At 56.7% G+C, this 26,383-nt stretch carries 22 protein-coding genes; 15 read left to right on the forward strand and 7 right to left on the reverse strand.

Going from position 1 to position 26,383, the window contains the following annotated elements:
• Positions 1-3 precede the first annotated feature (3 nt).
• Positions 4-915 carry a recombination-associated protein RdgC gene (gene rdgC, locus K6958_RS05695; protein WP_249893752.1) on the reverse strand — a complete coding sequence of 304 codons (912 nt, stop codon included), beginning with the start codon at positions 913-915 and terminating at the stop codon, positions 4-6.
• A gap of 144 nt (positions 916-1,059) precedes the next feature.
• On the opposite strand from rdgC, the gene mak reads away from it, so the two are divergent.
• Positions 1,060-1,968 (forward strand): fructokinase, encoded by a 909-nt coding sequence (gene mak, locus K6958_RS05700; protein WP_249893753.1) that lies wholly within the window; start codon positions 1,060-1,062, stop codon positions 1,966-1,968.
• Positions 1,969-1,984: 16 nt separating this feature from the next.
• On the opposite strand, the gene K6958_RS05705 is transcribed toward mak, so the two are convergent.
• The 3 genes from K6958_RS05705 to sbcD form a co-directional block, all read right to left on the reverse strand.
• Positions 1,985-2,365 (reverse strand): cell envelope integrity TolA C-terminal domain-containing protein, encoded by a 381-nt coding sequence (locus tag K6958_RS05705; RefSeq protein ID WP_249893754.1) that lies wholly within the window; start codon positions 2,363-2,365, stop codon positions 1,985-1,987.
• Between the two features lie 70 nt (positions 2,366-2,435).
• Positions 2,436-6,110, reverse strand: coding sequence for an AAA family ATPase (locus K6958_RS05710; RefSeq protein ID WP_249893755.1), 3,675 nt, complete (start codon positions 6,108-6,110; stop codon positions 2,436-2,438).
• Positions 6,107-7,336 (reverse strand): exonuclease subunit SbcD, encoded by a 1,230-nt coding sequence (sbcD, locus tag K6958_RS05715; RefSeq protein ID WP_249893756.1) that lies wholly within the window; start codon positions 7,334-7,336, stop codon positions 6,107-6,109. The genes K6958_RS05710 and sbcD overlap by 4 nt, the downstream gene beginning before the upstream one ends.
• Before the next feature lie 235 nt (positions 7,337-7,571).
• Between sbcD and phoB the strand changes: the two genes are divergently transcribed.
• From phoB to proY, 6 genes are all read left to right on the forward strand, one after another.
• Positions 7,572-8,261 (forward strand): phosphate response regulator transcription factor PhoB, encoded by a 690-nt coding sequence (gene phoB, locus K6958_RS05720; RefSeq protein ID WP_085067747.1) that lies wholly within the window; start codon positions 7,572-7,574, stop codon positions 8,259-8,261.
• Positions 8,262-8,275: 14 nt separating this feature from the next.
• On the forward strand, positions 8,276-9,595 hold the full coding sequence (gene phoR, locus K6958_RS05725) for a phosphate regulon sensor histidine kinase PhoR (protein WP_249893757.1): 1,320 nt from the start codon (positions 8,276-8,278) through the stop codon (positions 9,593-9,595).
• Between the two features lie 12 nt (positions 9,596-9,607).
• Positions 9,608-10,525 (forward strand): PstS family phosphate ABC transporter substrate-binding protein, encoded by a 918-nt coding sequence (locus tag K6958_RS05730; RefSeq protein WP_249893758.1) that lies wholly within the window; start codon positions 9,608-9,610, stop codon positions 10,523-10,525.
• Between the two features lie 185 nt (positions 10,526-10,710).
• Positions 10,711-11,814 carry a cobalamin-independent methionine synthase II family protein gene (locus K6958_RS05735; RefSeq protein ID WP_249893759.1) on the forward strand — a complete coding sequence of 368 codons (1,104 nt, stop codon included), beginning with the start codon at positions 10,711-10,713 and terminating at the stop codon, positions 11,812-11,814.
• A 403-nt stretch (positions 11,815-12,217) separates the two neighbouring features.
• A complete protein-coding gene (gene brnQ / locus K6958_RS05740) occupies positions 12,218-13,537 on the forward strand; it encodes a branched-chain amino acid transporter carrier protein BrnQ (protein WP_249893760.1) in 1,320 nt (439 codons plus the stop codon).
• 69 nt (positions 13,538-13,606) lie between these two features.
• Positions 13,607-14,962 (forward strand): proline-specific permease ProY, encoded by a 1,356-nt coding sequence (gene proY, locus K6958_RS05745; protein WP_249893761.1) that lies wholly within the window; start codon positions 13,607-13,609, stop codon positions 14,960-14,962.
• 92 nt (positions 14,963-15,054) lie between these two features.
• Here the strand turns inward: proY and K6958_RS05750 are convergent, their stop codons facing one another.
• Together K6958_RS05750 and K6958_RS05755 are read right to left on the reverse strand one after the other, a co-directional pair.
• The gene (locus tag K6958_RS05750; protein WP_249893763.1) at positions 15,055-16,317 is read right to left on the reverse strand and encodes a mechanosensitive ion channel family protein; all 1,263 of its coding nucleotides are present in this window, start codon (positions 16,315-16,317) and stop codon (positions 15,055-15,057) included.
• A gap of 170 nt (positions 16,318-16,487) precedes the next feature.
• Positions 16,488-17,069: an ACP phosphodiesterase gene (locus K6958_RS05755; protein WP_249893764.1), complete on the reverse strand. Its 582-nt coding sequence runs from the start codon at positions 17,067-17,069 to the stop codon at positions 16,488-16,490.
• Positions 17,070-17,172: 103 nt separating this feature from the next.
• On the opposite strand from K6958_RS05755, the gene queA reads away from it, so the two are divergent.
• From queA to secF, 6 genes are all read left to right on the forward strand, one after another.
• Complete coding sequence (queA, locus tag K6958_RS05760) at positions 17,173-18,243, forward strand: tRNA preQ1(34) S-adenosylmethionine ribosyltransferase-isomerase QueA (protein ID WP_249893765.1); 1,071 nt, start codon at positions 17,173-17,175, stop codon at positions 18,241-18,243.
• Between the two features lie 352 nt (positions 18,244-18,595).
• Positions 18,596-18,952, forward strand: coding sequence for a hypothetical protein (locus K6958_RS05765; RefSeq protein WP_249893766.1), 357 nt, complete (start codon positions 18,596-18,598; stop codon positions 18,950-18,952).
• 674 nt (positions 18,953-19,626) lie between these two features.
• The gene (gene tgt / locus K6958_RS05770; RefSeq protein WP_249893767.1) at positions 19,627-20,751 is read left to right on the forward strand and encodes a tRNA guanosine(34) transglycosylase Tgt; all 1,125 of its coding nucleotides are present in this window, start codon (positions 19,627-19,629) and stop codon (positions 20,749-20,751) included.
• Positions 20,752-20,775: 24 nt separating this feature from the next.
• On the forward strand, positions 20,776-21,108 hold the full coding sequence (gene yajC / locus K6958_RS05775) for a preprotein translocase subunit YajC (RefSeq protein ID WP_249893768.1): 333 nt from the start codon (positions 20,776-20,778) through the stop codon (positions 21,106-21,108).
• A 27-nt stretch (positions 21,109-21,135) separates the two neighbouring features.
• On the forward strand, positions 21,136-22,983 hold the full coding sequence (gene secD, locus K6958_RS05780; protein ID WP_249893769.1) for a protein translocase subunit SecD: 1,848 nt from the start codon (positions 21,136-21,138) through the stop codon (positions 22,981-22,983).
• Between the two features lie 10 nt (positions 22,984-22,993).
• Positions 22,994-23,962: a protein translocase subunit SecF gene (gene secF / locus K6958_RS05785; RefSeq protein ID WP_249893772.1), complete on the forward strand. Its 969-nt coding sequence runs from the start codon at positions 22,994-22,996 to the stop codon at positions 23,960-23,962.
• 95 nt (positions 23,963-24,057) lie between these two features.
• On the opposite strand, the gene K6958_RS05790 is transcribed toward secF, so the two are convergent.
• Positions 24,058-24,597 carry a DUF3251 domain-containing protein gene (locus tag K6958_RS05790; RefSeq protein WP_249893774.1) on the reverse strand — a complete coding sequence of 180 codons (540 nt, stop codon included), beginning with the start codon at positions 24,595-24,597 and terminating at the stop codon, positions 24,058-24,060.
• 171 nt (positions 24,598-24,768) lie between these two features.
• Here K6958_RS05790 and nrdR point away from each other — a divergent pair, with 171 nt between their 5' ends.
• A complete protein-coding gene (gene nrdR / locus K6958_RS05795) occupies positions 24,769-25,218 on the forward strand; it encodes a transcriptional regulator NrdR (RefSeq protein WP_038627640.1) in 450 nt (149 codons plus the stop codon).
• Between the two features lie 3 nt (positions 25,219-25,221).
• Entirely contained in the window at positions 25,222-26,328 is a 1,107-nt protein-coding gene (gene ribD, locus K6958_RS05800; protein ID WP_249893775.1) for a bifunctional diaminohydroxyphosphoribosylaminopyrimidine deaminase/5-amino-6-(5-phosphoribosylamino)uracil reductase RibD, read from the forward strand.
• The last annotated feature ends 55 nt before the right edge of the window (positions 26,329-26,383 follow it).

The following is a 26,383-nucleotide window of genomic DNA, read 5'->3' on the forward strand; positions in this document are numbered from 1 at the left end:
TGATTAACGCTGCGCTTCGCCGCCTAACGCCTCGGTGAGGTTACTGACCAGCGCGGCCAGCTCGCTGGTCATCAGGATAAAGTCCGCATCGAAACGCTGGGCGAAATCTTCCCGATCGATATCATCGTTTTGCTCGCGCAGCGTATCGGCAAACTTCAGGCGCTTCAGAGAGCCATCGTCTGCCAGTACCAGCTGAATGCGTTCCTGCCAGTCCAGCGCCAGCTTGGTTACCAGCTTGCCCGCTTCGATATGGTTGGCAATCTCATCGCAAATCAGATCCTGTTTTTTACAACGGATCACGCCGCCATCTTCCAGAATCGCTTTGAGCTCCGCTTCATCCATTAGCGCAAAGCCTGCCGGCAGATCGCCAGAGCGCACCCATTCGGTTAGCGTCAGCTCTATCGGATTTTCCAGCGTCAGCGGTACCACCGGCAGCGAACCGATGCTTTTCCGCAGCAGCGCCAGCGTATCTTCCGCTTTTTTCGCGCTGGCGCAGTCCACCATAATCAGGTTATTGACGCTATCGATCCACAGCCAGGTCTGGCTGAAGCGGCTAAAGGCGCGCGGCAGCAGGCTGTGCAGCACCTCATCTTTCAGCGAATCTTTTTCGGTTTTTTTCAGCTTGCGCTGCTGCTCTGCTTCCAGTTTCTCAATTTTGGCTTCCAGCGCCTGTTTGATCACCGGAGACGGCAGGATTTTCTCTTCTTTACGGGCGCAAATCAGGATCTGTCCGTTATTGACATGCGTCAGGGCTTCACTACGCGAACCCATCGGCGAAACCCAGCCGGTTTTCGCCATATCCTGACTGCCGCATGGGGAAAAGGAAAACGCAGCGAGTTGTTTTTCCAGGTCGTCTGCGGACAGCGGAATGTCACGATTCAGACGATAAATCATCAAGTTTTTAAACCACAACATAGGGTTTTCCTTTGCCGGAGGTGTATAAATTCACAGGTCATAAACGGTGCGCGCATGATAGCGAAACATCGGCGGCGGGTCATTGCCTTTCCTGGCGCTGGCTTCTAATGTAACGCTCATCCCGATAAAAAAGAGGAATACCCTGTGCGTATTGGCATTGATTTAGGCGGTACTAAAACGGAAGTGATTGCCCTTTCAGATGCAGGCGAGACGCTGTTTCGCCATCGCGTTCCCACCCCGCGCAATGACTATGCGCAAACGCTGCAGGCGATTGTCGATCTGGTACGGCTGGCGGAAGAGAAAACCGGTCAGCAGGGCAGCGGCGGGCTGGGCATTCCCGGTACGCTCTCGCCTTACAGCCAGCGGGTGAAAAACGCCAACTCAACCTGGCTGAACGGCCAGCCGCTGGACCAGGATCTGGCGCGCCTGCTGGCGCGTGAAGTGCGCATCGCCAACGACGCCAACTGCCTGGCAGTCTCAGAAGCGGTAGACGGCGCGGCGGCGGGCAGGGCGCTGGTATTTGCGGTGATCATCGGCACCGGTTCTGGGGCGGGCATCGCCATTAACGGCGTCTCCCACGCTGGCGGCAACGGCAATGCCGGAGAATGGGGCCACAATCCTTTGCCGTGGATGGATGAAGATGAGCTGCGCTACCGGGAAGAGGTGCCTTGTTACTGCGGCCAGAAAGGTTGTATCGAAACCTTCGTTTCCGGTACCGGCTTCGCCAGCGATTATCAGCGCCTGAGCGGGAAGCGCTTAAGCGGCGCGGAAATCGTCGCGCTGCTGGCGCAGCAGGATCCTGTCGCTGAACTGGCGATAAGCCGTTATGAGCTGCGGCTGGCTAAGTCGCTGGCGCAGGTGGTGAATCTGCTCGATCCTGACATGATCGTGCTGGGCGGGGGCATGAGTAACGTTGAGCGCCTTTATCAGACGCTGCCGACGTTGATGAAACCCTGGGTATTCGGACGTGAATGCGAAACGCCGGTGGTTAAGGCGCAGCACGGCGATTCCAGCGGCGTACGCGGCGCCGCCTGGCTGTGGCCGCTGGCGTAACCGGACGACAGGGCGTTTAGCCGGGCCGGAAGGTCACCATAATTTGCTCAGGCGCGCCCGCCGGCGGCGCTGGCAGCTGGCGATCGCTGCTGACAGCCTGCCAGGCCTTCAGGCAGAGCGCTTCATCGCCCTCGGTGCGCCGCACCTGATAGCCGCGCCGGGGATCGTAACCGATCGTTACATCGCAGCGCTGTCCGCGATAACGATCCGCACGATCAAAATGATGGGTTACGCGCCGCGCTATTTCATTTATCCACGCGCAGCGCGGATCTTCCGCGCTGCGGCAGCCAGCGGCAAAATCAGAGCGATCGACGGATGTGGACGCAGGCTGAGCGGCAAGCTGACAGCCGCTTAGCGCCAGCAGCGCGAGCGCCGGAACAAGGCGAAAAACCGACATACTTTTTCCTTACGGGCTGATGAGTTGCGCAGCGCACGGTAACATGTGCGCCGCGCCGGCAACAGGCGCATCAGACTGAAAATGACCGGTCCAGACGGCTGTAGCCAAGGCCGTTAACCTTGCGCACCTTTATCTGTACCGGGATGCGTTCTTTCATCGCCTCGACGTGGCTGATTACGCCGATGGTTTTACCGCTGGCGTTTAACGCATCCAGCGCGTCGAGCGCGGTATCCAGCGTATCGGCATCAAGCGTGCCGAAGCCCTCATCAAGGAATAGCGATTCGATACGGGTTTTGTGACTGACCAGATCTGAAAGCGCCAGCGCCAGCGCCAGACTGACCAGGAAGCTTTCGCCGCCTGACAGCGTACGCGTATCCCGTTTCGCATCGGCCTGCCAGGTGTCCATGACCTGCAGCTCCAGCGTATCGCTTGACTTACGCTGCAACAGGTAACGGCCATGCAGCCGATCAAGCTGCTGATTCGCCAGCCATACCAGGTGATCCAGCGTCAGGCCCTGGGCAAAACGCCGGAATTTGTCGCCGCTGCTGGAGCCGATCAACTGATTCAGGTAGCCCCAGTCTTCAACCTGCTGGGCATTATCCTCGATTTGCTGTAGCAAACTCTGCTGTTGCTGACGCTGGGCATTATCGCTTTCCAGTTGCTGGCGAAGCTGCCCCTGTTGCCGCACATTGTCATGCAGGCGTTGCTGCTGCGCTTCCAGCGCGCTTTCCAGCTCCGGCAGCGTAACCTGCAGCTCCTCAGGGCGTTCACGCTGATGCTGCGCCAGACTCTGCTCTGCGCGCAGAGCCAATACGCCTGCCTGCTGACGCTGCGCTTCCAGCTGCTGACAGCGCTCGCGTAGCGCCAGCGCCTCCTGTTCATCCAGCAGCGCGGCGCGGAAAGCCGCCTCATCGCTAAAGTGACTCTCCTTCAGCGCCTGATTAAACTGCGTCAGTCGTTCGTCATAGCGCTTTTGGGCGTCCTGATGCTGCTGCGCCAGAGAATTATGCTGTCCGGTCAGAGTATTTAGCCGGTCCTGACTTTGCTGCCAGCGCTGCTGCTGTTCACGCGCCGCAGTTTCCGCCTGCGCCAGACGCTGCTGCCACTGCTGACGCACCTCCGCAACCGTGCTGTCGCCCAGCAGACGCTGACGCTGTTGACGCAGCGCGGCCAGCTGCTGCTGCTGCGACGCTATCAGGGCGTCAGCATGCCGTTTCTGCTGCGTCAGCTGCGCCAGCTCTTCATTAGTCGCCTGTAGGGCGGTATCGCAGGCGGCAAGGCGCGTCGCTATATCGGTAAGCACTTGCTCGCTTTTTTGCCAGCGCCGCCATTCATTTTGACGCGCCTCCAGCCAGGCCTGCTGTGCCTGCGGTTGCGGCAGCGTAAGCTGGTACTGCGCCAGCTCCTGCGTCAGGCCTTCCGTAAACTGTTGCCGCTGCGCCATCAGCTGCTGAGCCTGTTGATCCGTCTCCTGGCGCTGTTGCTGGCTGTAGCGCAGCTGCTGTTCCGCCAACTGCTGCGCCTGCTGCTGCTGCTGCCAGCGCTGCTGACAGGCCGCCAGCGCCTCTTTCGCCTGCTGTACCCGGCGTGCAGCCTGCTCCTGTTGCTGTTGCTGTTGCAGTAGCGCTTTTTCCTGCTGTTCCTGCTGGTCGATCCAGGCGCTGAGGCCTGCCTCATCTTCCAGCGTCAGCGTCAGGTTCGCCGCCGCCAGCAACGTTTGCCATTCATCCTGCTGGCGCATCAGATCAACGTTAAGCGTTTGCTGCTGCTGGCTAAGCCACGCCTGCTGGCTCTGCAACGCCTTTAACTGCTCGCCGCAGGTGACGCCGGCAATTTTCAACTGCTCTTCCTGCTGACGGAGCTCTTCCAGACGCTGCTGATTTTCCGTCAGGGTCAGCGTTTGGTAGCGTTCTACCGCCGGATGCTCGGTCGAACCGCACAGCGCACAGGGCTTGCCGGCCACCAGACGCGCGCGCTCTTGCTCAAGGCTGACAATCCGCTGCTCCAGCTCCAGCTGTTTTTCCAGGTCAACGCGATGCTGATGTTTCTCTTTCCATGCCTGGCGCCGCTCTGCCAGCTGCTGCGTTTGCTGCTGGATCTGTGTCTCCAGCGCCTGTAGCTCCTGCTGCTGCTGCGCGTAGCGCTGGCTCAGCGGACGCAGGGTAGAGGAGGCGATCGCTAACTGCTGGCGCAGCGGGCGCTGCTGCTGTAGCTGCTCCAGTTGGTGACGCAGCGTACTTTCCGGCTGTTGCTGAAGTGCAGTAAGCGCTTGCTCTGCCTGCTGCGCCTGCTGGCGGGCCTGCGCCAGTTCATTTTCCAGCGGGACAGCCTGGGTGGTCAGCTGGCTAAGCTGCTGCTGCTGTTCGTCGCACTCCAGCTGTAGCTGCCGCTGTCGGGTCTGCAACGCATTCAGGTTCTCCTGTAGCCGCAGCTGCTGCTGAAAACGTTCACGCCAGCCGCCCAGCAGATCACCCCAGTTCGCCGCCTGGGCATGATCGCGGCGCCACTGTTGCTCTTGCTGTTGCTGCGCATGCAGAGCTTGCTGCTCATGGCTTAGCTGCTGCTGACGCTGTTGGCGCTGCTGCAGCACCAGCTGGTTTTCCTGCAGCGTTTGCTGCTGTAGGGAAAGCTGCTGCGCCAGCGTGTCGATTTGATGGTCGAGCGGGATCACCTGTTCGTTGATCAGGCTCTCCTGTTCCCGCCACTGCGTATTTAGCTGCTGGTGCGCCTGTTCAGCCTGTTGCTGCTGGCGTTGCAAAGTTTGTAACTGCTCACTTGCTTCTTGCAGGGCAGCAGTAAGCTGCTGCGCTTGCTGATTAAGCTGCGCCAGATCCTGTTGCAGCTGCTGGCGCTGTTGCCAGTACGGGCGCAGTTTCTCCGCCGGTTCCGATCGCGCCAGCCGCTGGCGTTCTGTCTCTGCCTGTTGCCAGTGGTTTTCCGCCTGTTGTTGCGCGCTAAGCGCCTGATTTTTTTCCTGCTGCAGGCGCTGCTGCTGACTAAGCCACTGCTGTTGCAGGCGCAGGCGATTAAGCTGCTGATGCAGCAGGCTTTCCTGCTGCGCCAGCGCCGCGAGTTCATTTTCCAGCTGCCGCCGCGCCGTTTCATCCAGCAGCGCCATGCCGGCAGCCCGCGCCCGCAGTTGATCCAGTTCAACGCGCGCCTGTTTATGCTGTTCATAAATACGCGCTGAGAGCTGGCCGTAAATCTCCGTGCCGGTCAGTTCCTCCAGCAGCTCGGCGCGATCGTTGACGTCGGCGTTCAGGAAGGCGGCGAACTGCCCCTGCGACAGCATCATCGATTTGGTAAAGCGGGCAAAGTCGAGTCCGGTCAGCTGGGCGATCATCTCCAGCTTGTCTTTGACCTTGTCGGCGACAATCACGTTATCGATGCAGCGCGCCAGCTCAACGCGCGGCGCCTGCAAATTACCATCTACCGCGCCACGCGCCCGGTTCTGGCTCCAGAAAGCGCGCCAGGCCTCGCCTTTCACCTCAAATTCCACTTCAGCGAGGCATTCGGCGGTATCGCGGCTGATCAGTTCATTCTGCGATTGGGAAATTTTCCCCAGGCGCGAGGTTTCGTGATAGAGCGCCAGGCAAATGGCATCAAGCAGAGTCGTTTTACCGGCGCCGGTTGGGCCGGTAATGGCAAACAGCCCGCTGCTGGCAAAGGGTTCGCGCGTGAAATCAATCTTCCATTCGCCCTTTAGCGAGTTAATGTTTTTAAAACGTAGCGACAAAATCTTCATGGCTGGCTCTCCTCGCCCTGATAAAGCGCATCCAGCGTGCCGCTAAAGAGCTGGCGCACGCGGGTGCATCGCGCCTCGTCCGTCTCCTCTTCCTGCTCCAGTCGCCGTTCAAAGACTTCTTCTACTTTCAGCTCGCTCAGCGTTTCGTTTTGCAGGCGGGCAAGCGCACGTTCGCGCTGCTCACGGCTGCGGCGCATCAGTAGCACCTCCACCGGCAACCCTTCGGTTAGCGCCTGGATATGCTGCTGCATGTTATGCAGATATTCCTGCGTGGTAATTTCGATATCCAGCCACACCGGACGCGGCGGAGCAGCATCGGCAAAAACTTTCAGCTGCTGTTCGATCTCCGCCAGCGTGCCCTTGATGGTCTGCATCGGCTGAAAACCCGGCACCGGCAGCGGTTCAACGCCGGCCAGCTTGCCGTCGGCAAAACTGACCAGAAACACGCTTTTCTGGCTGCCCAGCTCATCAAAGCTGAGCGGCAACGGCGAGCCGCTATAGCGGATATGTTCGCTGTTGGCGATGCGCTGCGCCCGATGAATATGGCCGAGCGCGATATAGTCGGCGGCGGGAAAGGCCTGCGCCGGAAAGGCATCCAGCGTGCCGATATAGATATCGCGCACCGCTTCGCTCTTGCTGACGCCGACGGTAGTCAGATGGCCAGTGGCGATCACCGGCAGCGGCTTCTCTGCCCGTTGGCTCAGCGCGCGGGCGTGTTGGTAGCTGCGCTGATAGTGCTGCGTGATGGCGTTCAGCAGGCTGATCTGCTTTTGCTCGCCGGACTGCCCCGCCTGGCTGCGCATAATATCGCGCGGACGCAGGAACGGGATGGCGCACAGCACCGCCCCCGGCTCGCCCTGACGGGTCATCAGCGTTAGCACCTGCTCTTCAGGATCGCCGCTGGCGGCGGCAATCACCCGGGTATTCAAACAGGCCAGCAGCTCGCGTGATTCGTTAAGCGTGGCGACGGAGTCGTGGTTGCCGCCCAGCACAATCAGCTGACAGCCGGTGCGATGCAGATCCACCACGAAGCGGTTATAGAGTTCGCGCGCATAGCTGGGCGGCGAGCCGGTATCAAAGATATCGCCCGCCACAATCACCGCATCCACCTGATGCGCTTCAACCTGCTCAATCAGCCAGTTAAAAAAAGCCTGATGCTCGGCGGCACGGCTGCGGGTATAGAAAAACTGACCGAGATGCCAGTCTGAAGTGTGAATAATGCGCATAGAACTCCCAGCTAATAGCAGAACGCCGGAGGCGATTATAACCAGAGCCAGGCCGCAGAAGGGAACTGGATTTCAGAAGCGGCGCGTTGGTTGCCAAAAATGCTTTCTGACAGCTTCACAAAAGCGTTATTAAAGCGCCACGGGGGCCGTGCATTTTTCATAAATCTGTCATAAAACTGACGCATAATGACGCCGCAAATCCCCGTGACAGAGAGTCACATTCGCAGGAGCAATAATGGCTAAGCGCATTCTGGTTGTCGAAGATGAAGCCCCCATCAGGGAAATGTTGTGTTTCGTGCTGGAGCAAAATGATTATCAGCCGATAGAGGCGGATGATTATGACAGCGCCGTCAACCTGCTAATCGAACCCTGGCCCGATCTGATCCTGCTTGACTGGATGTTGCCCGGCGGCAGCGGCATTCAGTTTATTAAACATCTCAAGCGTGAAGCGATGACGCGCGACATTCCAGTGATGATGCTGACGGCGCGCGGCGAAGAAGAAGATCGGGTGCGCGGCCTGGAAGTGGGCGCCGATGACTACATCACCAAACCGTTCTCGCCTAAAGAGCTGGTGGCGCGCATTAAAGCAGTGATGCGCCGCATCTCGCCGATGGCGGTGGAGGATGTGATCGAAATTCAGGGTCTGAGCCTGGATCCCTCTTCCCATCGCGTGATGTCAGATACCACGCCGCTGGAGATGGGGCCGACGGAATATAAACTGCTGCACTTTTTTATGACGCACCCGGAGCGCGTTTACAGCCGCGAACAGCTGCTGAACAACGTTTGGGGCACCAATGTTTACGTTGAGGATCGCACGGTGGATGTGCATATTCGGCGGCTGCGTAAAGCGCTGGAGCTGACCGGCCACGATCGCATGGTGCAAACCGTACGTGGAACGGGTTATCGTTTCTCCGCTCGTTACTGATCGGAGTCTGCCCCGTGCTGGAACGCCTCTCCTGGAAGAGATTATTACTGGAACTGGTGCTGGTCTGCCTGCCTGCGCTGCTGGCCGGGCTGCTTATCGGCTATCTGCCGTGGTTCCTGCTGTGCGCCGTGCTGCTGTTGCTGGGCTGGCATTTCTGGAATTTGCTGCGTCTGTCGCACTGGCTGTGGACCGACCGCACCATGACGCCGCCTGGCGGACAGTGGAGCTGGGAGCCGCTATTTTACGGGCTTTACCAGATGCAGCTGCGCAACCGTCGTCGCCGTCGTGAACTGGGGAACCTGATTAAACGGTTTCGCAGCGGGGCGGAATCCCTTCCTGACGCGGTGGTGCTGACCACCGACGAGGGCACCATTTTCTGGTGCAACGGCCTGGCACAGCAGCATCTTGGCCTGCGCTGGCCGGAAGATAACGGCCAGAACATCCTTAATCTGCTGCGCTATCCTGAATTTTCTCGCTATCTGCGTCAGCAGGATTTTGTTCGTCCACTGACGCTGGTGATGAATAATCAGCTGCATATGGAATTCCGCGTGATGCCTTACAGCGAAGGGCAGTGGCTGCTGGTAGCGCGCGACGTGACGCAGATGCATCAGCTGGAAGGCGCGCGGCGCAACTTCTTCGCTAATGTCAGCCATGAGCTGCGTACGCCGCTCACGGTGCTGCAGGGCTATCTGGAGATGATGAGCGATGCGGTGCTGGAGGGAAAATCACGCGAAAAGGCGCTGCAAACCATGCAGGAGCAAACGCGCCGAATGGATGGACTGGTGAAGCAGCTGCTGACGCTGTCGCGTATTGAGGCCGCGCCCGCGATCGATCTGGCGGAGAAAGTGGATGTGCCGATGATGCTGCGGCTGCTGCAGCGCGAGGCGGAAACGCTGAGTAACGGACGCCATCAGATTACCTTTCATACCGATGCGCAGCTAAAAGTGTTCGGCAACGAAGAGCAGCTACGCAGCGCCATCTCTAACCTGGTGTACAACGCGGTGAACCATACGCCGGAAGGCACCCATATCGAGGTGAGCTGGCAGTTTTGCAAACAGGGCGCACTGTTTGCGGTGAAAGATAACGGGCCGGGCATTGCCCAGGAACATCTACCGCGCCTGACCGAGCGTTTTTATCGGGTGGATAAGGCGCGATCGCGCGCGACCGGTGGCAGCGGGCTGGGGCTGGCGATAGTTAAACATGCGCTGAGTCATCACGGGGCGCGTCTGGCGGTCGTCAGTCAGCCGCATAAAGAGACCTGCTTTAGCTTTATCCTGCCGACAAGGTTGATTGTCAGTCAGCATCTGCCGGACAATGCGGCGCGTAAAATCTGACGGATGCAAAGTATGAAAATCATCATGGTGCTGCTGCTGCTGTTTTCCGGCGCGTTGCAGGCAAAGCCTGCGCTGCTGGCCGGAAATCTCAGCAGCGTTGGCTCTGATACGCTGGGAAACTTAATGGCGCTGTGGGGCGAAAGCTTTAATCTGCAGCACCCAGGCGTCAATGTGCAGGTGCAGGCCGCCGGCTCCTCCACTGCGCCTACCGCGCTGGCCGCAGGCGCAGCGCAGCTGGGGGCCATGAGCCGCCCGATGCAGCCTTCGGAGCGTCAGCTGTTTCAACAGCGCTATGGCTATGCGCCGCTGGCGGTGCCGGTGGCGCTGGATGCGCTGGTGGTAGTGGTGAATCAGGACAACCCGCTTAGCCAGCTTAACGCGCAGCAGCTGGACGCCATTTTTTCCGTTACGCGGCGCTGCGGCGCGGCGCATTCGCCGCAAACCTGGGGCGATTTAGGCTTAACGCAGCGTAGCTGGCGCGAGCGATCGCTACAGCGGCTGGGCCGTAATTCTGCATCCGGCACCTGGGGGTTCTTTAAACAACAGGCGCTGTGCAGCGGCGATTTTCGTCGTGATGTCGGCGAGTATCCCGGCTCGACGGCGGTGGTGCAGGCGGTTGCCAGCAATCTTAACGCCATTGGCTACGCCAGCTTTGGTTTCCATATCAGCGGTGTGAAAACGCTGGCGCTGGCGAAAGAGGGCGAAGCCGTGGTGCCCAACGCCGCAACCATCCGCAGCGGACGCTATCCCTATGCGCGCCCGCTCTATATCTATATCAACAAACCGCCGGGTAAGCCGCCAGAACCGCTAACCGCAGCCTTTTTACGCCATGTGCTCTCTCCACAGGGACAGGCGCTGGTTACCCAGGCGGGCTATCTGCCGCTTTCCGATGAGCAAATGAGCCAGGCGAAGGCGCTGCTGGGATTATGACCGCGCCCGCTGCAACATGAATATTTTTCATGTGTTATGAATTTTCCTCCCTTGCCGTTGAGCAAAAGTCATGAGACGCTGATTTCAGACATTTAGACATCCAGAAGTCTTAAAAATAAAATTCTGAAACTATTTCATCGGTAAATCAGCGGGGCGGGATCGCCTCGTGACAGGAGTTGAACATAATGCAAAGAACAACCGCCCCTTTCCGTGCTGACGTCGTCGGCAGCTTTTTACGTCCGGCTGCGATTAAGCGCGCCCGTGAGCAATTTGCCGCCGGGGAAATTGATGCCGCAGCGCTGCGTCGCGTGGAAGATGAAGAGATTCGTCATGTCGTGGAGCAGCAGCGCGCCAGCGGCCTGCAGGTCGTAACCGACGGCGAATTTCGTCGCGCCTGGTGGCACTTCGATTTCTTTGATGGTCTGCAGGGCGTGGAACGCTACGAGGCGGAGCAGGGTATTCAGTTCAACGGCATTCAAACCAAGGCGCGCGGCGTACGCGTCACCGGCAAGCTGGGCTTCGGCGATCATCCGATGCTGGAAGATTTCCGCTTCCTGAACAGCATCAGCGGCGATGCCGTGGCGAAAATGACTATCCCCAGCCCCAGCGTGCTGCATTTCCGCGGCGGTCGTAAAATGATTGATGCCGAGGTTTACCCAGACCTGGCGGACTATTTCGATGATCTGGCGCTGACTTATCGCGATGCCATCAAGGCGTTTTATGATGCAGGCTGTCGCTATCTGCAGCTTGATGACACCGTCTGGGCCTATCTCTGCTCGGAAGATCAGAAGCGTCAAATTCGTGAGCGCGGCGACGATCCGGAAGAGCTGGCACACACTTATGCTCGCGTGCTGAACAAAGCGCTGGAAGGCAAGCCGGCCGATCTGACCGTCGGGCTGCATGTCTGTCGCGGCAACTTCCGCTCTACCTGGATTTCTGAAGGCGGCTATGAGCCGGTAGCGGAAATTCTGTTTGGCGGCGTGAATATTGACGCCTTCTTCCTGGAGTATGATAACGAGCGCTCCGGCGGCTTCGAACCGCTGCGCTTTATTAAGCCGGGCAATCAGCAGGTGGTGCTGGGTCTGATTACCACTAAAGAAGGCCAGCTGGAAGACCAGGAAAGCGTGAAAGCCCGTATCAAGGAAGCGACGCAATATATCGATATCAACCAGATTTGCCTCAGCCCGCAGTGCGGCTTTGCCTCGACCGAAGAAGGCAACAATCTCACCGAGCAGCAGCAGTGGGATAAACTGCGTCTGGTGGTGGATATTGCGAAAAACGTCTGGTAATTGACGTAAATATAAGCAAACAGGCGCGTAAAAACGCGCCTGTCATCGTTTTATGCCGCCGGCAATGAAGAAAATAGGGCGCGCTGATTAAAAAAAAGTCACATCATGTAATGTGCTTCCGCCATAGTTTGAAGTGATTCTCTGGTCTGGAGCTTATATACGTTATATCACTCTGCTTTTTCGATCCCGTATTGCCTTTCTCCGCTATAAACGTTTTACTTATGCCGCTTACCGCGGTTTTCCTCTGTGAAAAGAAAAAAATCAGCTCATATCACTGCGTTTGCGGTCGTAAACATGCATTATTCAAACCATTGCCTGTACCGACAGCATGTTAGCGTAGAGAGGGTGCAGTAAGCATTCACACAACATCCACCGCAACATCAGTAGCAGGCAATTCAGCTTTATGACACATCGTTTAACGTCGAAAGACATCATTGCGCTGGGCTTTATGACTTTTGCCCTGTTTGTTGGCGCAGGCAACATCATCTTCCCTCCCATGGTTGGCTTACAGTCAGGCGAACATGTCTGGATAGCAGCGCTTGGGTTCCTGGTTACCGCCGTAGGTTTACCGGTGATCACCGTTATTGCGTTGGCGCGCGTTGGCGGTGGCATCGATGCGCTAAGCTCGCCGATTGGCAAAGCGGCCGGCATCCTGTTGGCGACCGTCTGTTACCTGGCCGTTGGGCCGCTGTTCGCCACGCCGCGCACCGCGACCGTTTCCTTTGAAATCGGTATTGCTCCGCTGACTGGCGACGGCGCGATGCCGCTACTGATCTATAGCCTGATCTATTTTGCGCTGGTGATCGCGATTTCCCTGTATCCGGGCAAACTGCTGGATACCGTCGGCCATATCCTGGCGCCGCTGAAAATCGTTGCGCTGTTTATTCTGGGCGTGGCGGCCCTGCTGTGGCCCGCCGGCGGTCATATTCCGGCCACCGAGGCCTATCAGAACGCTGCGTTCTCCAGCGGTTTCGTTAACGGCTATCTCACCATGGATACGCTGGGCGCGCTGGTATTCGGCATCGTTATCGTTAATGCCGCGCGTTCTCGCGGGGTAGAGGATGCGCGCCTGCTGACGCGTTATACCATTCTGGCCGGGCTGATTGCCGGCGTGGGCCTGACGCTGGTTTATCTGAGCCTGTTTAAACTGGGTTCCGGCAGCGGCGCGCTGGCCGATCAGAATGCCAACGGCGCAGCGATTCTGCACGCCTATGTGCAGCACACCTTCGGCGGGATGGGCAGCTTCTTCCTGGCCGCGCTGATTTTCATCGCCTGTATGGTCACGGCGGTGGGTTTGACCTGCGCCTGCGCCGAGTTTTTTGCGCAATATTTGCCGTTTTCTTATAAAACGCTGGTATTCATCCTTGGTCTGTTCTCAATGGTGGTCTCTAACCTTGGCCTGAGCCATCTGATTCAGATCTCAATTCCGGTGCTGACCGCTATCTATCCGCCGTGTATCGTGCTGGTTGTGCTGAGCTTCACCCTGAACTGGTGGAATAAAAGTACGCGGATTGTCGCACCAACCATGCTTGTTAGCCTGGTATTTGGTATCATCGACGCGATTAAAACCACCGGCTTTAAAGATATGCTGCCCGCCTTCAGCCAGCACCTGCCGCTGGCCGAGCAGGGGCTTGCCTGGCTGCCGCCATCGCTGGTTATCCTGATTGTGACGGCATTAGCCGACCGCGTGATGGGGCAAGAGCGAGTCAGGGCGCATCATTAAACCTGATACAATTCGGTCTTAACCACGGGCATGCCCGTGGTTTTTCATTTCCACAGGTAAGATGTCATTATGCAAGAAACCAATAAGCTCAAACGGGGATTGAGCACGCGCCATATCCGTTTTATGGCGCTGGGATCGGCGATTGGGACCGGGCTGTTTTACGGCTCTGCCGATGCGATAAAAATGGCTGGACCAAGCGTGCTGCTGGCCTATGTGATTGGCGGCGCCGTCGCCTACATTATCATGCGCGCGCTGGGCGAAATGTCCGTCAATAATCCGCAATCCAGTTCTTTCTCGCGCTACGCGCAGGATTACCTCGGCCCGATGGCGGGCTATATCACCGGCTGGACCTACTGCTTTGAAATCCTGATTGTCGCCATTGCCGACGTCACTGCGTTTGGTATCTATATGGGCGTCTGGTTCCCGGACGTGCCGCACTGGATCTGGGTGCTGAGCGTGGTACTGGTGATCGGCGCGGTTAACCTGATGAGCGTCAAAGTGTTCGGCGAGGTCGAGTTCTGGTTCTCCTTCTTCAAGGTCGCCACCATCATCATAATGATCGCGGCGGGCCTGGGCATGATTATTTGGGGGATTGGCAACGGCGGACAGCCAACCGGTATCCATAATCTGTGGTCCAACGGCGGCTTCTTCGCTCACGGCATTGTCGGCATGCTGCTCTCGCTGCAGATGGTGATGTTTGCCTACGGCGGCATCGAAATTATCGGCATTACCGCCGGTGAAGCGGAAGAGCCGGAAAAGTCGATTCCGCGCGCCATTAACTCAGTGCCGTGGCGTATTCTGGTATTTTATGTCGGTACGCTGTTTGTGATTATGTCGATCTATCCGTGGAACCAGGTTGGCACTCAGGGCAGTCCGTTTGTCCTGACGTTCCAACATCTGGGCATCGCAGCGGCGGCTTCGATCCTGAACTTTGTGGTGCTAACCGCATCGCTGTCAGCGATTAACAGCGACGTGTTTGGCGTCGGGCGCATGCTGCACGGCATGGCGCAGCAGGGCCATGCGCCGAAGATGTTTATGAAGGTCTCCGAGCGCGGTATTCCGTGGGTAACGGTTATCGTGATGATGCTGGCGATGCTGATTGCGGTTTATCTGAACTACCTGATGCCGGAAAAAGTGTTCCTGGTCATCGCCTCGCTGGCGACCTTTGCCACCGTCTGGGTGTGGATTATGATTCTTTGCTCGCAGATCGCTTTCCGTCGCACCTTGAGTAAAGAACAGGCGCAGGCGCTGAAGTTCGCGCTGCCGGGCGGCAGTTATACCGCTATTTTCGGCGTGCTGTTCCTGGCGTTTATTATCGGCCTGATCGGTTACTTCCCGGATACCCGCATTTCGCTCTACGTCGGCGCTATCTGGATAGTACTGCTGTTGGCGGGCTATAAGCTGGTACGTCAGAAATCAGCATGATAAAAAAAGCCGCAGCGATGCGGCTTTTTTATTGCGGTTGCGGCGGGCGGAGCCAGGCTTATCGGCCCGTTAGCCGGGCCATTAAAGGTTGATTAACGGCGCTGAGCAGGGTCGGCGTTAGCCGCCAGCAGACGCAGATCGTGTCCGGTCGGCGTTTGATGAACGCGCAGGCCAAAGGCGGGTAAGACCGCATAGACATAATCAAAAATATCCGCCTGAATACGTTCATATTCCAGCCACACCGTGGTATTGGTGAAGACATAAATCTCCAGCGGCAAGCCGTCGGAGCCGGGCGCCAGCTGGCGCACCATCAGCGTCATATTCTGATGAATCTGCGGATGGCTTTTCAGCCAGGCTTCCAGCCAGGCACGAAAAGTGCCGAGATTGGTCAGGCGGCGACCATTGAGCGGCGTCGTTAAATCACAGCCTAAACGGGCATTATGCTGCTCGACCTCAACCATTTTCTGTTTGATCCAGGGCGTTAATAGCTGCGCCCGCTGTAGCTCGGCCAGTTCCTCATCGCTGAGGAAATGGACGCTGGTAGTATCGATGTTGATGCTGCGCTTAATCCGCCGTCCGCCCGATTCCGACATGCCGCGCCAGTTTTTAAACGAGTCGGCGATCAGCGCATAGGTAGGGATGGTGGTGATGGTGTTATCCCAGTTGCGCACTTTTACCGTTGTCAGGCCAATATCGATCACGGCGCCATCCGCGCCATATTTAGGCATATCCAGCCAGTCGTTCAGCTTGAGCATGTCATTGGCTGACAGCTGAATACCGGCCACCAGGCCGAGGATCGGATCTTTAAACACCAGCATCAGCACCGCGGTCATCGCGCCGAGACCGGTAATCAGCACCAGCGGCGATTTCCCCAGCAGCACTGAAATAATCATGATGGCGAACAGAATCGCCGCCACCAGCTTAATACTCTGGAAAATACCGCGCAGCGGCAGCTGGCGGGCGAGGGCGCTATTCGCGGACAGCTCCAGCAGAATATCTAACAGCGAAAAGAGCATCAGCAGCAGGAACAGCATCATCCAGACCTGCGAGACCACCAGCAGAACGGCATGCAGCGGTTCACTGTCGGCTAAAAACAGGTCGGTTTGGATATTCAGTAGCACGCCCTGTAGCAATAAGGCAAAGCGGTTAAACAGGTAATTATCGATTAACGATTTCGGCCATTGCTGGCTGGAGGCGTAGGCGCGACGTTTTAGCATCGGCAGCACGGCACGATGCAGCAGCCAGTGGGCGATCAGCGAAATAATTAAGATGATAGCGAGGACCATCGCTAACGAAAGCGGGGTGGCGTAAGGTACAGCAAAATGATGAAGCCAGAAAAGGATCTGATGTTGCATGATATCTCCCTGAGAGTGGTGCTTATCCTGATACAAATAAATTCCGCAGCCGCGGACACGCCAGAACGGCTGTTAATCATAAAGGTAAACTAATGGCCGCTGCGTTTGTTTGCGCGAGCGCCGCAGACCAGACCGTTAGCAACCAACATAACGGCCGAGGCCAGAAGGCGCTACAGCTGCTGTGCAGCGGCGCGCGCCATTAACTGCGGGTAAAACTGCCAAAACCAGCTTTCAAGCGCCGCGTAGTTATCGTGAAAATCGTGCCACGAATCGGCCAGCGCCGCCAGACGCGGGCGTCGGGCGGCCATGCCGCGCAGAACCTGCTGTAGATAAGCGGGATCGGCGTAGCGTTCCATCCAGCGTTCACGCCATAAATAGTCATTAAGCCGCTGAAAGCCCTCGGGCGACTGCGCCAGCATCGGTTCGATCTGCGCCTGCGCCTGCGCCAGAAACTGCGGCAGCGGCTGGCCGGGCGCAATGCGATCCCAGTGACGCGATAAAAAATGATCCCAAACCACATCCAGCGTAACAGGCGCAACCCGACGCGTTTCGGGACGAAACAGACGCTTGGCGCTCAGCACTTCGGGCAAGGAGTCGGTAAGGGCATCAAGGCGGCGATGCAGCGCAATGCCCGCGGCGATATCGGCAGGCCACTGCAGGTGCGGATCGCCACGCACGTAATCCGCCATCAGATTGCCTGTCAGCGAGCTATTGGCCAGCGTGGCCAGATGAAGATGAGCAAGAAAGTTCATCCCGGCAGTATACGCTAACAGAATGGTTACCGGGTAACAGTTCAGAATTCCCCGCTTTTCGGATAGACTATGCCGCCTGTTTGTTAGCCGTAAGACATTTAGCATGCGCGTCGCTGATTTTTCTTTTGAATTACCTGAATCATTAATTGCTCACTATCCGCAGCCCCAGCGTAGCGGATGTCGGCTGCTGTCGCTGAACGGCCCCGATGGCGCATTAAGCCACGGCGTGTTCACCGATGTGCTGGATAAGCTTAACCCCGGCGATCTGCTGGTGTTCAATAACACCCGCGTAATTCCGGCCCGTGTTTACGGGCGTAAAGCCAGCGGCGGTAAGATCGAAATGCTGGTAGAGCGCATGCTGGATGACAAGCGTGTGCTGGCGCACGTCCGCGCCTCGAAAGCGCCGAAACCGGGCGCGGCGTTGCTGTTTGGCGATGACGAAAGCGTGCGCGCGACGATGGTGGCGCGTCACGATGCGCTGTTTGAAATTGAATTTGATGATGCGCGCAGCGTGCTGGATATTCTCAACGCCATCGGCCATATGCCGCTGCCGCCCTATATCGATCGTCCCGATGAAGAGGCCGACCGCGAGCTTTATCAAACGGTGTATAGCCAGAAGCCGGGCGCGGTAGCCGCGCCGACCGCCGGCCTGCACTTCGACGAGCCGCTGCTGGCCGCGCTGCGGGAAAAAGGGGTTGAAATGGCGTTCGTTACGCTGCATGTCGGCGCGGGAACCTTCCAGCCGGTGCGCGTCGACAGCATTGAAGATCACATCATGCATTCCGAGTATGCGGAAGTGCCGCAGGAAGTGGTGGATGCGGTATTAGCCTGTAAGGCGCGCGGCAACCGCGTGATAGCCGTGGGCACCACCTCGGTGCGCTCGCTGGAGAGTGCGGCGCAGGCCGCTCAGGATGCGCTCATCGCGCCGTTCTTCGACGATACCCAAATCTTTATCTATCCCGGCTATCGCTATCAGGTTATTGACGCGCTGATCACCAATTTCCACTTACCGGAATCGACGCTGATCATGCTGGTCTCCGCTTTCGCCGGCTATCGCCATACCATGCAAGCCTATCGCGAAGCGGTCGCCGAGCAGTATCGCTTTTTCAGCTATGGCGATGCGATGTTTATTACCCGCAATCCCCAGGCGCCGGACGAAAAAGTCGGCGCCTGATTAACCGGCGCCGCCGCAGCGGCGCCGTGATCTTAACCATACATCCTTTTCCCGGCCACCTAATTCCTTCCGCGCCATTAGAGCGTTCCATTTTATCTGTGCCAGCTAACGCCTGAAGTTATCCCATTGATATTATTCTGTGAAGTACGTCAATTTTCAGTGAGAAAATAAATTTTTCCTGAACGGAGCATTTAATTAACCCTGATTTAAAAGCGATATAATGTTTATGTTGAGTGATTTTTAAATATTATTTTCCAGTTTTTATTTTGACAAGCTCCAGATGTTAATTTAGTTATTCCGTTGAGCCGAGCCCCAGGGGCCAGTTTAATATTTAATCGACAAGGTATTCATTATGAAATTATTAAATAAAAAACAATTAGCCCTGGTTACTGGTGCCAGCCGAAACGGTGGCTGGGAGGGGTATTGGGGGCATAGTGGCGGTGGATTCAACAAGGGCCATACCACCTACGGCGGGCAGGGAGGCGGCTTTGTTGGAACAAATTCCTGTGGCATGGATCTGGGAAATCTCATTAAAAATAACACTTGCGCATCTGGTGTTATTTCAGGCGTGTTATCAGGCGCACCCTCGCTTCCAGTGATTACACGTGGAGCTGTTATCGGATCGATTGCTGGAATGTGTTATTCCGACAGTAATGGTGGCGGTCGCAGTAACAGCGGTGGTGATTATGGCGCGCAATGTACCTGGTAATGCAAAGTCTCATCTGCGAGATATTATTATAATTCCGGGCATTTTTTTAGGATGGGCATTTCTCAGTTCGTCACAAGTAACGCCGCAAAGCTGGTTAAGCGTAATACCCTGCGACATAGCCAAATTTTTTGTGATAATAACTACAGTTTTGGGTACGGTAGAATTATTAATAAAAATTGCGCGATTAATTATTCCTGAAAAATAATTAGTTTTTATTCAGGCTCGCTCCGGCGAGCCTTTTTTATTCCTGCTATTTAAAAGCTGACGCTTCCAGACGGAACACGCAACGGCAGAGCTGCGCGAGGCTTTGTATGCGGAACAAATAAGAGAGAGATTGTATCAATTAAAGGGCCATTAACAGACGTGCTAGCTGGCAGCCGGACTGATATCCGCTCGCAGGCAAATAGCTAAGAAGGAAACCCAATCGGAAGAGGTGCTGAGTAGGAGGTGAGACAAATTTGGTACATGCAAGGGTTTGTGACCTTTACGGGGGCTTTGCATGTTAAAATGGGCCGCTGTGTCAGGTTTGTGTCAGAAGGCTGGCACAGAAATGCTAAAAGCTGCAACTCGTGATAAACGCATGACGCGCTGGCTGGCTTGTGTAGCGGCTTCCACGGTTGTTAGAATGCGCTCCTTTTTATTAATCATCAGACTGTTTCTCTGATGGAGGCAACGTGAAGTTTGAATTAGATAAAAAAGATGGCCGCGCGCGTCGTGGTCGTCTGGTTTTCGATCGTGGCGTCGTAGAAACCCCGGCCTTTATGCCGGTGGGCACTTACGGCACGGTAAAAGGCATGACCCCGGAAGAAGTTAAAGAAACCGGCGCGCAGATCCTGCTGGGCAACACCTTTCACCTCTGGCTGCGTCCGGGCCAGGAAATTATGAAGCTGCACGGCGATCTGCACGATTTTATGCAGTGGCAGGGGCCGATTCTGACCGACTCCGGCGGTTTTCAGGTCTTCAGCCTTGGCGACATTCGTAAAATCACCGAAGCGGGCGTGCATTTCCGCAACCCGATCAACGGTGACGCGATCTTCCTCGATCCGGAAAAATCGATGGAGATCCAATACGATCTCGGTTCCGATATCGTGATGATCTTCGATGAATGTACGCCTTATCCGGCGGACTGGGATTATGCCAAACGCTCGATGGAAATGTCGCTGCGCTGGGCAAAACGCAGTCGCGACCACTTCGATAAGCTGGGCAACAAAAATGCGCTGTTCGGTATTATTCAGGGCAGCGTTTACGAAGATTTACGTGATGTCTCGGTCAAAGGGCTGGTGGAGATCGGCTTTGATGGTTACGCTGTGGGCGGCCTGGCGGTGGGTGAACCGAAGGAAGATATGCACCGTATTCTGGAGCATGTTTGCCCGCAGATCCCGGAAGATAAGCCGCGCTATTTAATGGGCGTCGGCAAGCCGGAAGATCTGGTTGAAGGCGTACGTCGCGGTATCGATATGTTCGACTGCGTCATGCCGACGCGCAACGCGCGTAACGGTCACCTGTTTGTCACGGACGGCGTGGTTAAAATCCGCAACGCCAAACATAAAGATGATACATCGCCGCTGGATGCAGAATGTGATTGCTACACCTGTCGCAATTACAGCCGCGCCTACTTGCATCATCTTGATCGTTGTAACGAAATACTTGGCGCGCGTCTGAATACCATCCATAACCTGCGTTACTACCAGCGCCTGATGGCGGGTTTACGCAAGGCTATTGAAGAAGGTAAATTAGAGTGCTTCGTCAGTGAATTCTATACGCGGACGGGCAAAGCGGTTCCGCCATTAAACGCTTGATAATTAAACAATGAGGGAAAGTTGATGAGTTTTTTCATTTCTGACGCAGTGGCAGCAGCTGGCGCACCGTCGCAGGGAAGCCCCTACACGATGGTCGTGATGTTGGTGGTTTTTGGCCTGATTTTCTATTTTATGATCCTGCGTCCACAGCAGAAACGTGCGAAAGAGCATAAAAAGCTGATGGACTCCATCGGCAAAGGCGATGAGGTGCTGACTACCGGCGGTCTGGTAGGTCGTGTGACCAAAGTGGCTGACACCGGCTACATTGCTATCGCGCTGAACGATAACAATGAAGTGGTTATCAAACGTGATTTCGTGGCTGCCGTCCTGCCGAAAGGTACTATGAAGGCGCTGTAATTCTTTGTTTTCCCTAAGGGAACTGCCGTGTTAAACCGTTATCCTTTGTGGAAATACATTATGCTGATCGTGGTGCTTGCCGTCGGTCTGCTGTATGCACTTCCCAACCTGTATGGAGAGGATCCGGCTGTTCAGATCACTGGCGCGCGCGGAAGCGCCGCCAGTGAGCAAACGCTGGACCAGATCCAAAACGTATTAAAACAAGAACATATTCAAAGCAAATCTATTGCGCTGGAGCAGGGTGCGATTCTGGCGCGTTTCGCCAATACGGATGTGCAGCTGCGCGCCCGTGAAGCGCTGATGAAGACGCTGGGCGAGGATTATGTCGTGGCGCTGAACCTGGCGCCTGCCACGCCTAAATGGCTGGAAATGCTGGCGGCGCAGCCGATGAAGCTCGGGCTGGATCTGCGCGGCGGCGTACATTTCCTGATGGAAGTGGATATGGATACCGCGCTCGGTAAGCTGCAAGAGCAGAATACCGACAGCCTGCGCAGCGATCTGCGCGATAAAGGCATCGCTTATACCAACGTGCGCAAAATCGAAAACTACGGCGTGGAAATCCGTTTCCGCGATGCCGATGCGCGTGATAATGCCGTTAGCTATCTTTCTGGCCGTCATCGCGACCTGGTGATCGGCAGCCGTGGCGATAACCTGTTGCGGGCGGTGATGAGCGACGAGCGTCTGCGTGAAGCGCGCGAATATGCTGTTCAGCAGAACATCAATATCCTGCGTAACCGCGTTAACCAGCTGGGCGTGGCGGAACCGTTGGTGCAGCGTCAGGGTTCTGACCGCATCGTGGTTGAGCTGCCAGGCATTCAGGATACCGCGCGTGCGAAAGAGATTTTGGGCGCAACGGCGACGCTGGAATTCCGTCTGGTCAATACGGTGGTGGATGCCAGTGCCGCAGCGAAAGGCCGCGTGCCGGGCGATTCAGAAGTGAAGCAAACGCGTGAAGGCCAGCCGGTTGTGCTGTACAAACGTGTGATCCTCACCGGTGACCATATCACCGATTCCACCTCCAGCACCGATGAGTATAATCAGCCGCAGGTAAATATTTCGCTCGATAGCGCGGGCGGCAATATGATGTCGACCTTTACCAAAGACAATATTGGTAAACCGATGGCGACGCTGTTCGTTGAGTATAAAGACAGCGGTAAGAAAGATGCTAACGGCCGCTCCATCCTGGTGAAACAGGAAGAGGTAATCAACGTAGCGAACATTCAGTCGCGCCTGGGCAACAGTTTCCGCATTACCGGTATCAACAACCCGAACGAAGCGCGTCAGCTGTCGCTGCTGCTGCGTGCCGGTGCGTTGATTGCGCCGATTCAGATTGTTGAAGAGCGCACTATCGGTCCGACCATGGGTCAGCAGAACATTACTCAGGGTCTGGAAGCCTGCCTGTGGGGCCTGATCGCGTCGATTGTGTTTATGGTGGTTTACTATAAAAAATTCGGCGTTATCGCGACTACCGCGCTGGTCGCCAACCTGATCCTGATTGTCGGCATTATGTCGCTGCTGCCGGGTGCCACCTTAACCATGCCGGGGATCGCCGGTATCGTTCTGACGCTGGCGGTAGCGGTAGATGCAAACGTGCTGATAAACGAGCGTATCAAAGAAGAGCTGAAGAATGGGCGTACCATTCAGCAGGCGATTCATGAAGGCTATAAAGGCGCGTTCTCCAGTATCATTGATGCCAACGTTACCACGCTTATCACCGCGATTATTCTGTATGCGGTTGGCACCGGCTCGATTAAGGGCTTTGCCATCACCACCGCCATTGGCGTAGGAACTTCCATGTTCACCGCCATTGTAGGTACGCGTGCCATTGTTAACCTGTTGTATGGCGGCAAACGCATCAACAAGCTGTCTATCTGAGGAGTAGGTTGTGGCACAGGAATACAGTGTTGAACAATTAAACTACGGCCGTAAAGTCCATGACTTTATGCGCTGGGATAAGCTGGCCTTTACCCTTTCCGGGCTGCTGCTGATCGCGTCAGTGATTATCATGGGCGTGCGCGGGTTTAACTGGGGGCTCGATTTTACCGGCGGTACGGTAATCGAAATCACCCTGGAAAAACCGGCCGAGCTGGATACGCTGCGCGGTGCGCTGGAGAAGTCAGGCTTTGTTGAACCGCAGGTGCAAAATTTCGGCAGCAGTCGTGACGTGATGGTCCGTCTGTCGCCGAATGCCGGCAACGCGGGTCAGGAGTTGGGTAATAAGGTGGTCTCGGTGATTAACCAGGCTGCCGGGCAAAGCGCGACCGTTAAGCGTATTGAGTTTGTCGGCCCCAGCGTCGGCAGCGATTTGGCGCAGGCGGGCGGCATGGCGCTGCTGGTGGCGCTGATCGCTATCCTGATCTATGTGGGTTTCCGCTTTGAGTGGCGTCTGGCGCTCGGCGCGGTATTGGCGCTGGCGCATGACGTGATCATCACGCTCGGCATTCTGGCGCTGTTCCATATTGAGATCGATCTCACTATCGTCGCCTCGCTGATGTCGGTAATCGGCTACTCGCTGAACGACAGCATCGTAGTTTCCGACCGTATTCGTGAGAACTTCCGTAAGATCCGTCGCGGAACGCCTTATGAGATCGTTAACGTCTCGCTGACGCAGACGCTAAGCCGTACCATCATGACCTCAGCAACGACGCTGGTGGTGGTGCTGATGCTGTTTATTTTCGGCGGCGCGCTGCTGGAAGGCTTCTCGCTAACGATGCTGATCGGTGTTTCTATCGGTACGATTTCTTCTATCTACGTCGCTTCCGCGCTGGCGCTGAAGCTGGGTATGAAGCGTGAACATATGCTTCAGCAGAAAGTAGAGAAAGAGGGCGCTGACCAGCCTTCGATTCTGCCGTAAGGCAACGGTTGTCAGCTAAATAAAGGCCGCATCAGCGGCCTTTTTCATTTCTGCAGAACAGCGACATCATCGCCGTGACTCGGCTGAGCCAACGCTCAGTTCAACGGCTCAACGTCATGAACCCGAACAAATCCCAGCTGCTGGGGCGACAGGCCGCTCAGGCGCAGCGGAATCGGCTGCTCCGCTTTAGGCAGCAACGTATTACGCACCTCGATGGTTTGTGACAGCGCGCCGGCGCTAAGCGGTTTGCCGGTAACGCTATCCAGCTCGCCCCATTCAACTTGCATTCGCAGGTTTTGCAACGGACGGTCGTTCGCCGAGCGCAGCGTAAGCAGGGCGCGGGTGCCGCTGGCTTCAGGCTCGATGCGCGACAGGGTAAGCATCAGCGGCCCGGCCTGGCTTTTTAGCTCGGCGCGCGTATGCGCTGCGGGCAGCAGCCATGCGCCCTGGCTGGAATGACTGTTCAGCTGATTTTGCTGTTCCAGCGCGCTGGCCTGACGGGTCAGCTGATTGACCTGCTGATTAAGCTGATTGATTTCACCGTGCAGCGCCTGATTTTTTGCCGGGGAAGGGGCCGCGCAGCCGTTAAGCAGCGTTGCGGTCAGTAACGGCAGTAGAAAAAGACCCTTTTTCATTTTTCGCTCTCCTTTTAACGCCTTTACTTACAAGCTTAGGTGAAAGCGCACGGGAGGGCGAAAAAGCACGCGACGCGCACAGAAAAATGCGTTGCCAGCCCGCCGAGGCTTTGGTTGTCAGGGGCTTCGCGGTACACTAAGGTTTAATTTCGTGAAGAATCAGGATATGTCATGCATTGCCCATTCTGTTCCGCCGTGGATACCAAAGTGATTGATTCCCGTCTGGTTGGCGAAGGCACGTCCGTGCGCCGTCGTCGTCAATGCCTGGACTGCCATGAGCGTTTTACCACCTTTGAAGTGGCGGAACTGGTGATGCCACGCGTGATTAAAAGCAACGATGTCCGCGAGCCGTTTAATGAAGATAAGCTGCGCAGCGGCATGGTGAAAGCGCTGGAAAAACGGCCGGTCAGCTCGGATGCCGTTGAAAACGCCATTAGTCATATTAAAACTCAGCTGCGCGCCACCGGCGAGCGTGAAATCCCCAGCAAAATGATCGGCAACCTGGTTATGGATGAGCTGAAAAAGCTCGATAAAGTGGCCTATATCCGTTTCGCCTCCGTTTATCGCAGCTTTGAAGATATTCGTGAATTCGGCGAAGAGATCGCCCGTTTACAGGATTAAGCTATGCGCGATGAAGAGTATATGGCGCGTGCGCTTACGCTTGCGCGGCGCGGCCGTTTTACCACTACGCCCAACCCCAATGTCGGCTGTGTGATCGTCCGCGACGGCGTCATCGTCGGCGAAGGCTGGCATCAGCGCGCCGGCGAGCCGCATGCTGAAGTACATGCGTTACGGATGGCGGGCGATCGGGCGCAAGGCGCGACGGCGTACGTTACCTTAGAACCCTGCAGCCATTACGGTCGTACGCCCCCTTGCTGCGAGGCACTGATTGCCGCCGGCGTCAGCCGGGTGGTCGCCGCGATGCAGGACCCGAATCCAGAAGTTGCCGGACGCGGGCTTTACCGCCTGCAGCAGGCAGGCATCGCCGTCAGCCACGGGCTGATGATGGCGGAAGCTGAAGCGCTGAACCGCGGTTTTTTAAAGCGGATGCGCACCGGCTTTCCGTTCGTACAGTTAAAGCTGGGTGCGTCGTTGGATGGCCGCACGGCGATGGCCAGCGGCGAAAGCCAGTGGATAACCTCGCCCGAAGCACGCCACGATGTGCAGCGCCTGCGCGCGTTAAGCTCCGCCATCCTCAGCAGCAGCGCGACAGTGCTGGCTGACGATCCGGCGCTGACGGTGCGTTGGGATGAGCTGGGCGCCGCCACGCAGGCCTGCTATCCCCAGCAGAATTTACGTCAGCCGGTGCGGGTAATTATTGACAGCCAGAACCGCGTGACGCCGCAGCATCGGCTGTTGCATCAGCCGGGCGAAACCTGGCTGGCGCGCCTGCAGGCGGATGAGCAGCAGGTTTGGCCGCAGGCGGTGCGGCAGCTGCGAGTGCCGCCGCGCGATAACCGGCTCGATCTGGTCTCTTTAATGATGATGCTGGGGAAACAGCAGATCAATCAGGTGTGGGTCGAGGCGGGCGCGCAGCTGGCCGGCGCGCTGCTGGAAGCGGGCGTGGTGGATGAGCTAATTGTTTATATGGCGCCTAAACTGCTGGGCGATAGCGCCCGTGGGCTGTGCGCCTTACCTGGCCTGAGCCAGCTGCGTGATGCGCCGCGGTTTAGCTTCAGCGATGTGCGTCAGGTCGGCTCCGATTTACGCCTGACGCTCAGGCCAGTTTAACGCCCTGCGGAAAAGCGGAAGCAGAGTGCGAAAGAGTGTGGTAGAATCCGCCCCC

Source organism: Mixta hanseatica (genome assembly GCF_023517775.1).
Lineage (GTDB): Bacteria > Pseudomonadota > Gammaproteobacteria > Enterobacterales > Enterobacteriaceae > Mixta > Mixta hanseatica.

Bases quoted from the DNA above. Each gene is read 5' to 3' on its own strand.
- K6958_RS05750 (WP_249893763.1), bottom strand. From the start codon at position 16,317: ATGCAACATCAGATCCTTTTCTGGCTTCATCATTTTGCTGTACCTTAC.
- K6958_RS05765 (WP_249893766.1), top strand. From the start codon at position 18,596: ATGAAATTATTAAATAAAAAACAATTAGCCCTGGTTACTGGTGCCAGC.
- K6958_RS05730 (WP_249893758.1), top strand. From the start codon at position 9,608: ATGAAAATCATCATGGTGCTGCTGCTGCTGTTTTCCGGCGCGTTGCAG.
- K6958_RS05710 (WP_249893755.1), bottom strand. From the start codon at position 6,110: ATGAAGATTTTGTCGCTACGTTTTAAAAACATTAACTCGCTAAAGGGC.
- nrdR (WP_038627640.1), top strand. From the start codon at position 24,769: ATGCATTGCCCATTCTGTTCCGCCGTGGATACCAAAGTGATTGATTCC.
- K6958_RS05705 (WP_249893754.1), bottom strand. From the start codon at position 2,365: ATGTCGGTTTTTCGCCTTGTTCCGGCGCTCGCGCTGCTGGCGCTAAGC.
- brnQ (WP_249893760.1), top strand. From the start codon at position 12,218: ATGACACATCGTTTAACGTCGAAAGACATCATTGCGCTGGGCTTTATG.
- yajC (WP_249893768.1), top strand. From the start codon at position 20,776: ATGAGTTTTTTCATTTCTGACGCAGTGGCAGCAGCTGGCGCACCGTCG.
- ribD (WP_249893775.1), top strand. From the start codon at position 25,222: ATGCGCGATGAAGAGTATATGGCGCGTGCGCTTACGCTTGCGCGGCGC.
- sbcD (WP_249893756.1), bottom strand. From the start codon at position 7,336: ATGCGCATTATTCACACTTCAGACTGGCATCTCGGTCAGTTTTTCTAT.
- K6958_RS05755 (WP_249893764.1), bottom strand. From the start codon at position 17,069: ATGAACTTTCTTGCTCATCTTCATCTGGCCACGCTGGCCAATAGCTCG.
- rdgC (WP_249893752.1), bottom strand. From the start codon at position 915: ATGTTGTGGTTTAAAAACTTGATGATTTATCGTCTGAATCGTGACATT.
- queA (WP_249893765.1), top strand. From the start codon at position 17,173: ATGCGCGTCGCTGATTTTTCTTTTGAATTACCTGAATCATTAATTGCT.
- K6958_RS05790 (WP_249893774.1), bottom strand. From the start codon at position 24,597: ATGAAAAAGGGTCTTTTTCTACTGCCGTTACTGACCGCAACGCTGCTT.
- proY (WP_249893761.1), top strand. From the start codon at position 13,607: ATGCAAGAAACCAATAAGCTCAAACGGGGATTGAGCACGCGCCATATC.
- K6958_RS05735 (WP_249893759.1), top strand. From the start codon at position 10,711: ATGCAAAGAACAACCGCCCCTTTCCGTGCTGACGTCGTCGGCAGCTTT.
- phoB (WP_085067747.1), top strand. From the start codon at position 7,572: ATGGCTAAGCGCATTCTGGTTGTCGAAGATGAAGCCCCCATCAGGGAA.